This is a genomic window from Paludibacterium flexuosum, from assembly GCF_037076605.1.
GTDB lineage: Bacteria > Pseudomonadota > Gammaproteobacteria > Burkholderiales > Chromobacteriaceae > Paludibacterium.
This window is the reverse complement of the sequence record NZ_AP029060.1, coordinates 502,335-517,322: the sequence shown is the minus strand read 5'-3', so window position 1 is coordinate 517,322 and position 14,988 is coordinate 502,335. Positions and strand designations below refer to the sequence as shown.

The window sequence follows — 14,988 nt, the reverse complement described above, 5'->3', positions numbered from 1 at the left end:
AAGGTGTGGCATGAGTCACGGCATTGCCCTGCTGAGCCACGCCGGCACTGATCTGTCCGCCCTGCTGCGCGCCCCGCTGCCCGCCGACTTTGTCGCCGTCAACGGCATCAACCTGCAAGCCATCGACAGTGCTGAGGCCATGCAGCAGTTGCTGAACGGCCCTTTGCGCGACACCAGCGTCTTCGTGGTACGCGTCCTGGGCCGCGCCGAAGCCATCGCCGGCTTCGACCTGTTGCTGACCCATATCCGCCAGCACCATCACCATCTGGTGATCATCAGCGGCACCGGCGAGCCCGACCCGGACCTGACCGCCCTGTGCAATGTCGGCCACGGGCTGCAACAGGAAATCAACGCTTATCTGCAGGCTGGCGGCAGCGACAATCTGGCTCACATGCTGCGTTGTCTCTCCGACCGCCTGCTGATGACCGGTCATGGCTATGCCGAGCCGCTCACGTTGCCGGACCACGGCCTGTACCATCCGGAACTGGGCGCCCTGGCAACGCTGGATGACTGGCGCGCCATCCGCAACCCCCAATGGCCGACCGTCGGCCTGGTGTTCTATCGCGCCCACTGGCTGTCCGGCAATACCCGCTTTGTCGATGCCCTGATCGATGCCCTGCACGAGCGCCAGCTGAACACCCTGCCACTGTTTACCGCCTCGCTGCGCACGCCGGGCGAGCAAGGACTGCCGGCGGCGCTCAATGATCTGCTGGCCGAGCCGATCGAGGCGCTGGTCAACACCACCTCCTTTGCCATCGGCGAAGTCAACCCTGACGGTGCGACCCAGGCAGGCTGGTCGGTGAGCGCATTTGAGCAACTGGATGTGCCGGTATTGCAAGCCATCACCAGCAATATGACCGAGGCGCAGTGGCTCGCAGCCGACCGCGGCCTCAACCCGCTGGACACCGCCATGAACGTGGCACTGCCGGAGTTTGACGGCCGACTGATCAGCGTGCCGGTTTCCTTCAAGGAGGCGCATGCCGATCAGGCCAGCAGCGAAACCAGCTATGCCCCGGTGCCCGACCGGGTCCGCCGTCTGGCCGGCATCGTGGCACGTCAGGTCAGGCTGCGCACCACCCCGGCGCACGAGAAACGCATCGCCTTCATCTTCACCAACTCCAATAGCAAGGCGGCACAGATCGGCAATGCCGTCGGCCTGGACTCCCCCGCCTCGCTCTGGGCCATCCTGCAAGCCATGCAGACCCATGGCTATCAGGTCGAGGGACTGCCGGCAGACAGCACCAGCCTGATGCACCAGCTGATTGACCGGGGAGCCTACGACCAGGACTACCTGACCAGTACCCAGATGATGCAGGCGATTGCGCGGGTGCCGGCGGCACGCTACGCAGCATGGTTCGCCGAACTGCCCGCCTCGCTGCAACAACGCATGAACCAGCGCTGGGGTGAGGCCCCCGGTACGGCCTATGTGCATCAGGAGCAGCTTTACTTCTCGGGCATGCAGTTCGGCAATGCCTTTGTCGCCCTGCAACCGCCGCGCGGCTACGGCATGGATCCGGATGCCATTTATCACACCCCGGACCTGCCGCCGACCCACCACTACTACGCCCTGTATTGCTGGCTGCGCGACGAATGGCAGGCTGATGCCATCGTGCATGTCGGCAAGCACGGCACGCTGGAATGGCTGCCCGGCAAAGGCGTAGGTCTGTCACAAGACTGCTTCCCCGATGCCGTTCTGGGTGACATGCCGCTGTTTTATCCCTTCATCCTGAATGATCCGGGCGAAGGCTCGCAGGCCAAGCGCCGCGCCCACGCCGTCATCATCGACCATCTGACGCCACCGATGACCACGGCAGACACCTATGGACCGCTGGCACAGCTGACTCAGCTGGTCGACGAGTACTACCAGGTGGAAATGCTGGACCCATCCAAGCTGCCGATCCTGCAGCAGCAGATCTGGGATCTGATCAAGGAGGCCAAGCTGGATGCTGACCTGGGCGCCATGCTGGCGCATGGTCATGACCACGATCATGACCATGCCCACCCGCCGCTCAGGCCCGCCACCGCAGCCAGCAGCGGCTACCGCACCCCGGTCAAGGGGGCGGCCCACTACCGTCCGGCGGGCAAACCGCACGCTGCTCACGGCCATCACCATGGCCACCCGCACCCCCACGATCATGACCATGACCATGGTGACCACCATCACCATGATCACGATCACCACTGGGACGACACACCGGACGAGCACGGCGTCCCGAAGACCCTGGCCGGCATGGACGGGGTCGATGTCGCGCACCTGATCGAAGACATTGATGGCTATTTGTGCGAACTGGGTGCGGCACAGATTCGCGACGGTCTGCACATTCTCGGCCAGGCCCCGCAGGGCGAAGCGCTGATCGACATGCTGTGCGCCCTGACCCGACTGGCCAATCTGCAGATCCCTTCCTTGCCCGGCAGCGTGACACGCGCCCTCGGCCTGGACCCGGCCGCCCTGGAACAAGACAAGGGTCGTCGTCTGGAAACGGTACCAGCCCGGCTCGCCAGTCTGAGTCCACGACCACTGGTCACCCATGCCGATGCGCTGGAAGCGATTGCCGCCTTGTCGCGTCAGCTGGTGGCCGGACTGGCCAGCCATCACTTTGCCCGCGAAGCCATCCCTGCCTGCATCGCCACCGCGCTGCCCGGCATGGCACCGGATCCTGCATTACTCAGCGTACTGGACTATCTGTGCAGCCAACTGGAACCGGACCTGGCACGCACCCGCGAGGAAATCGACAACCTGCTGCACGGTCTGGCAGGCGGCTACGTGCCGGCCGGACCCAGCGGCGCGCCAACACGCGGCATGGCTCATGTCCTGCCGACCGGTCGCAATTTCTATTCGGTCGACCCGCGCAGTCTGCCGTCGCAGGCCTCATGGAAAATCGGCGCCGAGCTGGCACGCGAAGTCATTGCCCGCCACCAGCAGGAGACCGGCAAGCTGCCCGAATCCGTCAGCATCAGCGTCTGGGGCACCAGCGCCATGCGCACCCACGGCGATGACATTGCCGAAATCCTGGCCCTGCTCGGCGTACGCCCGGTCTGGCAGGCCGAGAGCCGTCGCGTACAGGGCATTGAGGTCATCCCGCTGACCGAACTGGGCCGCCCGCGCATCGACGTCACCGTGCGTATCAGCGGCTTTTTCCGCGACGCCTTCCCGCACCTGATCCATCTGGTGGATCAGGCGGTGGAAACCGTGGCAAGGCTGGACGAGCCGGTCGAACAGAATTTCCTGCGCAAGCACTATCTGCAGGATCTGACACAGCAGATTCTCGGCCAGCAGACCGAGGCCCAGGCCCTGCTGCGGGTCTTCGGCTCCAAACCCGGCACCTATGGCGCCGGCATTCTGCCACTGATCCAGCAGCAGAACTGGCAGGACGAGCACGACTTTGCCAGCGCCTACATCAACTGGGGCGGCTATGGTTACAGCCGCCAGCACAATGGCTGCGATGCCCGCGATGCCTTGCGCCATCGTCTGGCCGGCACTGAAGTGGCGCTGCACAACCAGGACAACCGCGAGCACGACATTTTCGATAGCGACGACTATCTGCAATACCACGGCGGCATGATCGCCACCATCCGCAGCCTGAGCGGCCGTCAGCCCCGGCAGGAGTTCGGCGACAGTCACAACCCGGATAACCCGGCGGTGCGCGGTCTGAAGCAGGAAGTCCTGCGGGTGTTCCGCAGCCGGGTGGTCAACCCCAAGTGGATCGCCAGCATCCAGAAGCATGGCTACAAAGGCGGTCTGGAGCTGACCGCGACCGTCGACTACCTGTTCGGCTACGACGCCACCGCCCACGTGGTCGACGACTGGGTCTACCAGACGCTGGCAGAACGCTATGCGCTGGACGCCGACATGCAACAGTTCTTTGCCGACAACAATCCCTGGGCGATGAATGCCATCACCGAGCGTCTGCTGGAAGCGGCGGAACGCCAGCTGTGGGCCGAACCGGATGCCGACACCCTGGCCCGCCTGCGCGCCCTGCACCTGCAGAGCGAAGCCTGGCTGGAAGCACGCGGAGAATCGCGATCATGAAGCAGATATACCCCTTTGCTGCCATCGTCGGTCAGCAGCAGCTGAAACAGGCGCTGCTGCTGTGTGCCGTCGACCCGACACTGGGTGGCGTGCTGATCCGCGGCGACAAAGGCAGCGCCAAGAGTACCGCTGCGCGCGGCCTGGCCGCCCTGTTGCCGCATATCGCCCGTACCCCGGGCTGTGGCTACAACTGTGATCCGCAACACCCGCTGGCGCACTGCCCGGTGTGCCAGGGCACCGACCATGTGCCACAGGAAAGCCCGGCCCCCTTCGTCAACCTGCCACTGGGCGCCACCGAAGACCGGGTGCTCGGCAGCCTGGATTTCGAAGCGGCCCTGCAGAACGGTCGTCAGGCCTTCAAGCCGGGGCTGCTGGCAGCGGCACACCGCGGCATCCTGTATATCGACGAAGTCAACCTGCTGGCCGACCACCTGGTTGATGTGCTGCTGGATGTCGCCGCCATGGGCAGCAACACCGTCGAGCGCGAAGGCCTGTCGCTGAGTCACCCGGCCCGCATCAGCCTGATCGGCACCATGAACCCGGAAGAAGGCAATCTGCGTCCGCAGTTGCTCGATCGCTTCGGCCTGATGGTGGATGTCAGCGCAGCGAAAGATCCGGCCGAACGCACGGAGGTGGTACGCCGCCGCCTGGCCTTTGAAGCCGATCCGCTGGCCTTCGAGCAGCAATGGCAGGCCGAAAGCCGGCAACTGCAGCAGGCCATCGCCGTCGCCCGGGACCAGCTACCCCAAACCCGCCTGTCTGACAACCTGCTCGGCTTTATCAGCCAGCTGTGCTGCGAATTTGAAGTGGCCAGCCTGCGTGCCGACATCGTGCTGTACAAGGCCTCCCGTGCGCTGGCAGCACTGGGCGGGCGCGACGAAGTACGCGCGGAGGACGTGCGAGATGCCGCCTTGCTGGTCTTGCCGCACCGGCGCCGCCACAAGCCGTTCGAGCAGACCGGCATGGATCAGGACAAGCTGGAGCAACTGACGCGCCAACAGCAGTCACCCCCACCTGCGGGACAACCTCCCGAGGGCGAGCAGACCGCCGAAGAACCGCAAGAAGACCAGAGCGGCGAATCGCCAAACGACGACCAGGACACCACGCTGATTGCCGCAGCCCCACCACGGGAAATCGGCCACCTGCAGGTCGACAGCCAGACACGCAGCAGCGCGGCCGGGCGACGCAGCCAGGCCGAGCACAGCCGCCACGGTCAGTATGTGCGCGCCGTACCGGACAGTCAGCCGTCACAGCTGGCGCTGGATGCCACCTTGCGTCACGCCCTGATGCGCGACGCGCAGCATTTTTCCGTCACCCGCGCCGATCTGCACCGCAAGGAACGGGTTGGCCAGCAGGGCAACCTGATCCTGCTGGTGGTCGACGCCTCCGGCTCCATGGCAGCCGAGCAGCGCATGGCCGCGGTCAAGAGCTGCGTGCTCAGCTTGCTCTCCGATGCCTATCAGCGCCGGGATCAGGTCGGGGTGATTGCCTTCCGCGGTCGCCAGGCCGAACTGGTGCTGGCACCGACGCGCCAGGTCGAGCAGGCACACGCAGCGCTGGAAAACTTGCCGACCGGCGGACGCACCCCCCTGCCACAGGCACTGGCGCTGGCCGGCGACGTTCTGGCCCGACACAGTGAGCAGATCGCCCCGCTGCTGGTCATCCTGTCCGACGGCCGCGCCAATGTCGCGCTGAACGAAGGTCAGGATCCGTGGCGCGAGGCCCTGACCTTCGCCCGCCAACTGGCCGATGAGGGTCATGCCACGCTGGTGCTGGACACGGAAAGCGGCTTTGTGCGGCTGGGACAAGCCCGGCAACTGGCCGAGGCCCTGCAGGCCGACTATCTGGCGCTGGACGAATTGTCCGGCGAGCACCTGACATTAACGATTCGCGAAAGGCTTGGCCGATGAAGGGCAAGGTATTTTTGATCGGCGCCGGCCCCGGCGACGTGGAACTGTTGACGCTCAAGGCGGTCCGCCGGCTGGGTCAGGCCGACCTGATCCTGATCGACGATCTGGCCAATCCGGAGGTCTTGCAGTTTGCCGCACCGAATGTGGAAGTGATTCATGTCGGCAAGCGCTGTGGTGCGCACTCCGCTGCCCAGCACGAGATCGAGGCCCTGTTGCTGCAGGCGGCGCAGGCCGGCCGACAGGTCGCCCGGGTCAAGGGTGGCGACCCGTTCATCTTCGGGCGCGGCGGTGAAGAAATGCAGACCCTGCTGGCCGCCGGCATTGAAGTCGAGATCATCAGCGGCATCACCTCGGGCAGCGCCGTGCCGGCCACGCTCGGCATACCGCTGACCCACCGCCATTTTGTCCATGGCGTGACCTTTGTCTCGGGCCACAGCCACAAGGACGGCGACGAGCCGGACTGGGCCGTCCTGGCGCAAAGCGGCATGACGCTGGTGGTCTACATGGGATTGAACAATCTGGCCCACATCAGCCAGCGCCTGATCGCCGGCGGCATGGCGGCCGACATGCCGGCCGCCGCCATTCAATACGGCACCCGCCCCGAGCAGCGCCAGGCGCTGGCGCCACTCGGCCAGCTGGCCCGCGCCGTCGAACAGCGCGGCATCGGCAGCCCGGCGCTGCTGATTATTGGTCGAACCGTCAGCCTGGCACACAGCGAATTCACAACGTCATTGCAGCAACTCGAGGAATTGACATGATTATCTGTATCGGCGCCGGTCCCGGCGATATTGGTTACCTGCCCCGCCGTTCCGCAGAACTGCTGGCTAACGCAGACGTCGTGGCCGGCTTCAATGCGGTCATCGACGTGGTGCGTCCGCTGATTCCGGCCAGCGCCGAAGTGGTGCAGATGGGCTACCGCGATCAGGTGGCACAGCTGGACAAGGTCGCGGCCATGCACCATGCCGGCAAGCGCTGCGTCGTGGTGTTCATGGGTGATATCCATTTCAGCGGCTTCCAGTACCTCGAGCGAGTCGAGCGCGCCTGCGGGCACCCGGTCGAAACCATGCCGGGCATCACCTCGGCCCAGGTACTGGCCTCGCGCGCCAAGGTCTGCTTCGACGAAACCAGCTTCATCACCCTGCACCGTCGCGGCGACCTCGAACCGTTCAAGCGCCATCTGGTTCACGTGCTGCAGGACGAGCGCAACGCCATCGTGATCCCCTGCCCGTGGGACGAGGCGCGCTCCTTCATGCCCTGGCACATCGCTGCTTATCTGATTGCACAAGGCATCGACCCGACACTCAAAACCGAAGTCTGGGAAAATCTGACGCGCAATGAAGCCGAGTGGCATGGCACGCTGGCCGAATGTGCCGAACACCGCTGCTCCGACATGAGCATCATGCTGATTCGCTGCAAGACCCCGATGGCCAGCCAGATCGAACCGGCGCCGGAGGTCGTGGCATGAACCCGGCAGACGATTTTGCCGTGCTGCTGGCCGGGCACGGCAGCCGTGACCCGGACGGCATCGACGAGTTCAACCAGCTCAGTCACCTGATGCAGCAGCGCCATCCGGCCCTGGCCCATGGCTTCCTGGAGTTTGCCGAGCCCACCATCGGCCAGGCTGCCGAACGCCTGATTGCCCAGGGCGCACGCCGCATCGTCATGACACCGGCGGTACTGCTGGCGGCCATGCATGCCAAGAACGACCTGCCGGCCGAGCTGGCGGCATTGCAAAACACGCACCCGGAGGTCAGCTTCCAGTTTGCCGCCACCATGAATCTGCACCCTAAGCTGCTGGAGGTCTGCCGCGAGCGGATTATTCGTGCCGAAGGCGACAGTCCGGCCACCGTGGCACGGGCTGATACCTGCCTGGTGGTGGTCGGCCGCGGCACCTCGGACCCGGATGCCAATGGGGATGTGCACAAGCTGGCACGCATGCTGCAGGAAGGCATGGGCTTTGGTGCCGCCTTTGTCTGCTACTCCGGCACCGCCAGCCCGCTGGTGGCCGACGGCCTGCAAAGTGCTGCCCGGCTGGGCTGCCGCCGCCTGATCGTGCTGCCCTATTTCCTGTTTGACGGTGTGCTGGTCAAGCGCATCTACAGTGCGGCGGACGATCTGGCGCAACGCCATGACGAGATCGAGGTATTGAAAGCCGGCTATCTCGGCGCCCATGCACTGGTCGCCGACGTGCTGCTGGAGCGGGCCGAACAGGGGCTGCGCGGCGAAGCCAACATGAATTGCTCGCTGTGCCAGTACCGCACCCGCATTGTCGGTTTCGAGAGCAAAGTCGGCCTGCCGCAGCAGGCACACCACCTCAAGGTCCGTGCTGATGCCGTGCTCACCGCAAGCGAGTGGCCGGCCTACCAGCCGCACCCGATCGAAGCCGAGAGCATGCGCATCATCACCGAAGGGCGTGACTGGTCAGCATTTCCGCCAGATCAGCACCTGGCGCTCAAGCGTCTGGTGCATACCACCGGCGACTTCAGCTGCGTCGACGAGATGTTCTTCTCTCCGGGCGCCGCCGACATCGGCATGCGCGCCCTGCTGCGCTGTCAGCGCATCGTCACCGACGTCACCATGGTGGAGACCGGCCTGAAACGTGCCGTACTCAAGCAGCTGGGCGTGGAAACCTGGTGCGGTGTGCATGACGAAGAAACCCGCCTGCTGGCCGAGGCACATGGCCTGACCCGTTCGGCGGCCGGCATTCGCCGCGCCTGGCAAAAATTCGGCAACGATGTGGTGGTGGCCATCGGTGATGCGCCGACCGCCATCATGGAAGTGGTTCGCCTGGTACGCGAACAGGGCTGGCGCCCGCAGCTGGTGGTCGGTCTGCCGGTCGGCTTTGTCGGCACGCGCGAATGCAAGGACGCCCTGAAGAAGCTGATGCAGGTCCCGCGCATTACCAATAGCGGCACCCGTGGCGGCTCCCCCTGGGCCGCGACCGTGGTCAACGCCCTGATGATTGCCGGCATCGAGCATGTCTACCGGGAGAAGCAGGCGCAATGACCGCACGCCGCGCCTTCGACCTGAGCGTACCGGCCCCCAACGGGCTGATGCGCGGCCGCACCACCGGCAGTTGCGCCACGGCGGCCGTCAAGGCGGCCCTGCTGCAATTGCTGGATGGCCGGCTGGTGTCATCGGTCGAAATCAGCCTGCCCGATCCGGATTTCTATCTCGACGTGCCGGTGGACAAGGTCTGGCCCGTCAAGGGGGGCATGGCGCGCGCCGAAGTGATCAAGTACGCCGGGGATGACCCGGACACCACGCAGGGCGCCACCATTTTTGCCGAAGTGCGACGCAACGACAGCGGTCAGTTGCGCTATCTGGCCGCCGAGGGGGTTGGCACCGTCACGGCGCCGGGGCTGCGCATCCCGCCCGGCGAGGCAGCCATCAACCCCGTACCGAGGCAGATGATGCGGCTGGCAGTCGATGAAGTCCTGGCCGGCCGCCCCGACCCTGGTTTCGATCTGGCCATCGGCTGTATCGACGGGGCACGCATCGCCCGGCGCACCTTCAATCCGCTGCTGGGCATTGTCGGGGGCATTTCGATTCTCGGCACCAGCGGCATTGTCGAGCCGATGTCGCTGGCCGCATGGATCGCCTCCATTGAGGTGTATATCCGGGTGGCACTGGGAGACAGCCCCCCGCCGGCCATTGCCCTCACACCGGGCAAGATCGGTCGCGGCTTTGCCGCCGAGACCCTGCAGCTCGCCAAACATCAGGTGGTGCAGATCGCCAATTTCATGGGCGATTCGCTCGACCATACCGAAGCCATCCTGCAAGAGCAGTCGGCACGCCTCGACACCCTGTGGGTGCTGGGCCACCCCGGCAAGCTGGCCAAGCTGCTCGACGGCAGTTGGGATACCCACTCCAGCAAGAGCCCGATGGCCATGCAGGGCGTGGCCCAGTTCGCCGCCCGCTTCGGCTTCGAACCCGAGATTGTGTTACAGATCGAGAAAGCCAATACCGTGGAAAATGTGATTCAGATTTTGCAGCCCGACCCGCGTGCACAGGCCTTCTGGCAGGCGCTGGAAGGCCATCTGGCCGGGTTGATGCATCCACGCGTCCCCAGCGTGGATCAATTGCAGGTCCGGCTGTTCAGCATGGATGGCACCCCGCTGGGAGAAGCCGCATGAGCCAGAAACCCGGACGATTCATCGGCATCGGCGTCGGCCCAGGCACGCCCGGCCTGATGGCGGTGGCCGCGCTCAACGACCTGAGACAGGCCGACATCATCATTCTGCCGCGCGCCCGCTCAAGCGACATTTCCATTGCCCGCCAGTGCCTGGCCGGTCTGGACATTGACCCGAGCCGCTTCCGCGAGATCGAGTTCAACATGGATCCGGACCGCAGCGTACTGGCCCGGCACTATGGCGAACTGGCGCAGACGGTCGCCGAAGATCTGCGCCGGGGCCTTACCGTGGCCTATCTGACCATCGGCGATGCCATGACCTATTCCACTTACGGCTACCTGCTGGCGGCGGTGCGTGACCTGCTGCCGCAGGCTGAATACCGCACCTGGCCCGGCATTACCAGTTTTGCCGCCACCGCTTCGGCGCTGTCCTGGCCGCTGGGCGAGGGCAAGGAGCGCATGCTGATCCTGCCCTGCCCGGACGATATGGCTGCCTTGCAGGCCGATATCGAGAGCCACGACATCGTGATCCTGATGAAGATCGGCAAACGTCTGCACGATGTACTGGCCTTGCTGACACGCATGGGCATTGCCGAGCACTGCGCCTATGCACGCCGCATCGGTCTGGCCGATGAGGTGTTGTGCGAGCGCGTCGATCAGCTGGATGCCAGCGATGCCGTCGGTTACCTGTCTACCCTGTTGATCCGCCGTACGGCGCGAGAAAAGAGACATCTATGAAAGTCTATTTCATTGGCGCCGGTCCCGGCGCTGCCGATCTGATCACCCTGCGCGGCGCGCGCCTGCTGGGCCAGGTTGCCATGGTGCTGTATGCCGGCTCGCTGGTGCCGCGCGATATGCTGCAGCACTGCCGGCCGGATGCCGAACTGCTCGACACCGCAGAACTGTCGCTCGACGAGCAGCAAGCCTGCTATGAACGTGCCCGCGACGCCAATCTGGACGTCGTCCGCCTGCACTCGGGTGATCCGGCGATTTACGGCGCCACCGCCGAACAGATGCGCCGGCTGGAAAAGCTGGGCATCGAGTATGAAATCGTGCCGGGCGTGTCTTCGTTTACCGCCGCTGCCGCCGCCCTGGGCAGCGAGCTGACCAAGCCGGAAGTGTCGCAGTCGATCATTCTCACCCGGGTTTCCGGCCGTGCCTCGGCGGTGCCGGAACTGGAGTCGATCGATCGCTTTGCCGCCCACCACGCCACCATGTGCATTTTCCTCTCCGGTCAGCGGCTGAAGGACACCATTGCCGACCTGCAGAAGCACTACCCGGACGACACCCCGGTCGCTCTGGTGCATCGGGCCAGCTGGCCCGATCAGCGCCTGCATCGCAGTACGCTGGGCAAACTGCTGGGCGAGATCAAGCAAAAGGACTGGTTGCTGACCACCCTGCTGCTGGTCGGTCCGGCGCTCTCCAATGAAGGCGGGGTCGAATCCTGCCTGTACTCTGCCGGCTACACGCATATCTTCCGCGACAGCGAAGAACGCAAGGCCAAAAAGGCCGCCAAAACCGAGGAAAACCCGGCGTGAGCGAACTGGGCATCTGGCTGGTCCGGCCGGAAGGCGAGGCGCTCGGCCGGCACCTGGCCCAGGCACTCGACGGGGTGTTGTACCGCCCCTGGCTGGCGCCGGGCGAGCTGTCCGCCAAGGTTCAGTTCCAGGCCACGTGGTCACAGCACCGTCGCTGGATTCTGGTGATGGCCAGTGGCATTGCCGTGCGCTATCTGGACGGTCTGCCGGCCAGCAAGTTGAGCGATCCGGCCGTGGTGGTGCTGGACGAGGCGGCACGCTTCGCCATTGCCCTGCTGTGCGGCCATGAAGGCGGTGCCAATGCGCTGGCCTACCGCGTGGCGCGTCTGTGCGGCGCCACCCCGGTGGTCACCACCGCCAGTGAGGCGCTGAAGCCGCTGACGCTCGGCATCGGCTGCAGACGCGGCAAACGCCAGGACGAGATTGAGGCTGCCGTCCGGCACGCGCTGGGTCCGCGATCCCTGACGGAAGTACGCGAAGTCGCGACCATCGACCTCAAGGCCGATGAACCCGGCCTGCTGGCCTTTTGTGCGCAGCACCAGCTGCCCCTGCGGGTGATTGCACGGGCTGATGTGGCAGCTCGCGGCTGGACCGGCATTGCCTCCGACTGGGTGCGGCAGAACGTCGGTGTCGATGGCGTTTGCGAACCCTGCGCCCTGATTGCCTGCCCGCGCGGGCAACTCATTGTCCCCAAAACAGCCTGCGACGGTGTCACCGTCGCAGTCGTTGAAGATTATTTTCACAAGGAAGCTGACGCATGAGCGGCAAACTCTATCTGGTCTCGGTCGGTCCGGGCACGGCACAACTGATTCCGCCGATGGTGCGCGAGGCCCTGGCGGCCAGCGAGGTCATCGTGTCCTATGAGCTGTACCTGACCTGGGTGCGCCCGTGGGTGGAAGGCAAGGAGATCCATACGCCACCGATGACCCAGGAGCGTGCCCGCGCACAACTGGCCCTGGAGCAGGCACGTGCGGGCCGCACGGTAGCCTTGCTGTCCAGTGGCGATATCGGCGTGTATGCCATGGCCACGCTGGCCTTTGAAGACATGCTGGAAAGCGACACTTTCGACGTGCAGGTCGTGCCAGGCATTTCCGCTGCCAATGCCTGCGCCTCGGTCCTGGGGTCGCCGCTGTCGCATGACTTCGCCACCCTGAGCCTGTCCGACCTGCTTTGCCCGTGGAGCTGGATCGAAACCCGTGCCAGCCACATTGCCCAGGCCGATCTGGCCTGCGTGTTCTACAACGTGCAGAGCCGTCAGCGTCAGGAAGGCGTCTACCGCATTCTGGACATCATGCTGCAACACAAGCGTCCCGAAACGCTGTGCGGCATCGTGCGCAACGCGTACCGCGAAGACCAGAGCCACGAGATCGTCACCCTGGCCGAACTGCGGACACGCCAGTTCGACATGTTCACCTCGCTGGTGATCGGCAACCGCTTCACCCAGCGCAAGCGTGACTGGATCTTCACCCCGCGTGGTTACGGCAACTGGCAGGACTCTCCGGAAACCATCAAGGCAGCCGAGCTGCCGTCCGGCGCGCTGTGGGTCTTCTCCGGCACCAGCGATGGCAATGCCCTGGCCCGGCAGCTGGCCGAGGCCGGCCATCAGGTGGTGGTCTCCAGTGCCAGCGAATATGGCGCCGAACAGGCGGCCCTGCACTGCCCGAACGTCACCACGGTGGCCGGCCGACTCGGCCTGGAGCGTCGTCGCGAGTTGCTGAGCCAGAGCCAGGCCCGTGCCATCATCGACGCCACCCACCCCTATGCCAGCGAGATGTCCACACAACTGATCGAGTTGTCGCAACAACTGTCGCTGCGCTATGTACGTTTTGAACGCCCCAGCCTGACGGACGAGTACCCGGCCGAACGCGTCGCCGACATGGATCAGGCGGCTCAACGTGCCATGCAGCTGGGCTCGCGGATTTTCCTTGCCACCGGGTCGAAGGATCTGGGCCGTTTTGTGCAGGCGCCGGGCGCCAGCGACAAACAGTGGTTCCTGCGCATGGCACCCGACCCACAGCAATTGCAACGCGTCCTGGACCTGGGGATGCCGCGCGGCCATCTCTGCGCCATGCAGGGTCCGTTCTCGCGCGAAGCCAACGAAACGCTGTGGCGTGACTGGGGCATCGACTGCGTGGTCAGCAAGGAATCGGGCGAGGCCGGCGGGTATCGCGCCAAGGCCGAGGCAGCGGCCCGCCTGGGTATTCCGTTTATCGTGGTAGAGCGCCCGCAGCTCGACTATCCGCAACGACTCGACAGCATCGAAGCCGTGCTGAGCGAGGTGGCATCATGAGTCAGCCGCGCATCCCGGTAACCGTCGTGACCGGCTTTCTGGGTGCCGGCAAGACCACCTTGCTGTCCAATCTGATCCGTGACACGCGCGGTCGCCGACTGGCGATTCTGGTCAATGAGTTTGGCGAGATTTCCATTGATGGCACGCTGCTGCGCGATCATCAGGACAGCGCGGTGGAGATTCATGATCTGGCCAATGGTCTGGTGGCCTATGACGATGATCAGGACTTCCTGCCTGCCATGCAGGCGCTGTGGCAACGCCGGGCTCTGATCGATCATGTGCTGATCGAGACCTCCGGTCTGGCCCTGCCCAGCGCGGTAATGGAACGGCTGCAAAGCCCGGAGCTCGCGCCCTATTTCGTGCTGGATGCCACGCTGGCGGTGGTGGACACCCCGCTGCTGCTGGCCGATGCGTTCAGCCAGCAGGCGGTGGGCGCCATGTTCGAACAGCAGTTGGCCTTTGCTGACATCGTGGTGTTGAACAAGATTGACCAGCTGGATGATGACGCCCTGCTGACCGCCGAGACCCGGGTGCGGGCTCTGGCCCCGTCCATCCGCTTCATCGAGCTGGCTTATCAGGCCAAACTGGACACCCGGCTGACGCTTGGACTGCACCTGCACGAGGCCAGTGCCGACCGCCAGCGCCACTTCGGCCCGATCGCCAGCCTGCCGGGCCCGGGCTTCCGCCCGCTGGCCGACCAGCGCCTGCTGGATGGCCACAGCCATGGCGGGGGGGCGGCACACAGCCACGGACTGAATACACACAAGCATTTTCATGAGCAGGACCCGGGCTGGCAGTCTTTCATGATCAAGAGCCCGGAGGCCCAGGATGGCGAACGACTGCGTGCTGCCGTGGCCGCCATTGCACGCGAGCAACCCCTGCTGCGCATCAAGGGGTTTGCCATGCCGGCCAGTGGCGAAGGTCGCCTGCTGATCCAGGGTGTGCGTACCCGCATCGAGTTGAGTCATGCCCCTCAGGCCGCGCCGGCCAGACAGGCGCAGCTGGTGTTCATCGGCTACCACCCCAGCCGCCCGGCGATTGTGGAACGTCTGCGAGAACTGACTGGCACAGTGTGGCGTTAAGGCAAA

11 protein-coding genes are annotated in these 14,988 nt (G+C 65.0%); all 11 read left to right on the top strand.

The genetic code is table 11. The features are described from left to right. Positions 1–10 precede the first annotated feature (10 nt). The 11 genes from AACH39_RS02455 to AACH39_RS02405 are packed head-to-tail and all read left to right on the top strand — an operon-like array spanning position 11 to position 14,982. Positions 11–4,030 (top strand): cobaltochelatase subunit CobN, encoded by a 4,020-nt coding sequence (locus AACH39_RS02455; RefSeq protein ID WP_338620811.1) that lies wholly within the window; start codon positions 11–13, stop codon positions 4,028–4,030. Further along, positions 4,027–5,940, top strand: a complete 1,914-nt coding sequence (locus AACH39_RS02450; RefSeq protein WP_338620810.1) for a putative cobaltochelatase — start codon at positions 4,027–4,029, stop codon at positions 5,938–5,940. Before AACH39_RS02455 ends, AACH39_RS02450 begins: the two co-directional genes overlap by 4 nt. Beyond that, a complete protein-coding gene (gene cobA, locus AACH39_RS02445) occupies positions 5,937–6,698 on the top strand; it encodes a uroporphyrinogen-III C-methyltransferase (RefSeq protein ID WP_338620809.1) in 762 nt (253 codons plus the stop codon). Before AACH39_RS02450 ends, cobA begins: the two co-directional genes overlap by 4 nt. Beyond that, positions 6,695–7,405 (top strand): cobalt-precorrin-7 (C(5))-methyltransferase, encoded by a 711-nt coding sequence (locus AACH39_RS02440; RefSeq protein WP_215782609.1) that lies wholly within the window; start codon positions 6,695–6,697, stop codon positions 7,403–7,405. The genes cobA and AACH39_RS02440 overlap by 4 nt, the downstream gene beginning before the upstream one ends. Continuing rightward, positions 7,402–8,946 carry a precorrin-8X methylmutase gene (locus AACH39_RS02435; protein WP_215782610.1) on the top strand — a complete coding sequence of 515 codons (1,545 nt, stop codon included), beginning with the start codon at positions 7,402–7,404 and terminating at the stop codon, positions 8,944–8,946. The genes AACH39_RS02440 and AACH39_RS02435 overlap by 4 nt, the downstream gene beginning before the upstream one ends. Beyond that, positions 8,943–10,076 (top strand): cobalt-precorrin-5B (C(1))-methyltransferase CbiD, encoded by a 1,134-nt coding sequence (gene cbiD, locus AACH39_RS02430; protein ID WP_215782611.1) that lies wholly within the window; start codon positions 8,943–8,945, stop codon positions 10,074–10,076. Before AACH39_RS02435 ends, cbiD begins: the two co-directional genes overlap by 4 nt. Then, complete coding sequence (gene cobI / locus AACH39_RS02425) at positions 10,073–10,810, top strand: precorrin-2 C(20)-methyltransferase (RefSeq protein ID WP_215782612.1); 738 nt, start codon at positions 10,073–10,075, stop codon at positions 10,808–10,810. The genes cbiD and cobI overlap by 4 nt, the downstream gene beginning before the upstream one ends. Then, positions 10,807–11,610 (top strand): precorrin-4 C(11)-methyltransferase, encoded by an 804-nt coding sequence (gene cobM, locus AACH39_RS02420; protein ID WP_215782613.1) that lies wholly within the window; start codon positions 10,807–10,809, stop codon positions 11,608–11,610. Before cobI ends, cobM begins: the two co-directional genes overlap by 4 nt. Next, positions 11,607–12,371, top strand: a complete 765-nt coding sequence (locus AACH39_RS02415; RefSeq protein ID WP_215776088.1) for a cobalamin biosynthesis protein — start codon at positions 11,607–11,609, stop codon at positions 12,369–12,371. The genes cobM and AACH39_RS02415 overlap by 4 nt, the downstream gene beginning before the upstream one ends. Beyond that, positions 12,368–13,900 (top strand): precorrin-3B C(17)-methyltransferase, encoded by a 1,533-nt coding sequence (gene cobJ / locus AACH39_RS02410; RefSeq protein ID WP_215776091.1) that lies wholly within the window; start codon positions 12,368–12,370, stop codon positions 13,898–13,900. The genes AACH39_RS02415 and cobJ overlap by 4 nt, the downstream gene beginning before the upstream one ends. Further along, positions 13,897–14,982 carry a GTP-binding protein gene (locus AACH39_RS02405; RefSeq protein WP_215776093.1) on the top strand — a complete coding sequence of 362 codons (1,086 nt, stop codon included), beginning with the start codon at positions 13,897–13,899 and terminating at the stop codon, positions 14,980–14,982. Before cobJ ends, AACH39_RS02405 begins: the two co-directional genes overlap by 4 nt. The last annotated feature ends 6 nt before the right edge of the window (positions 14,983–14,988 follow it).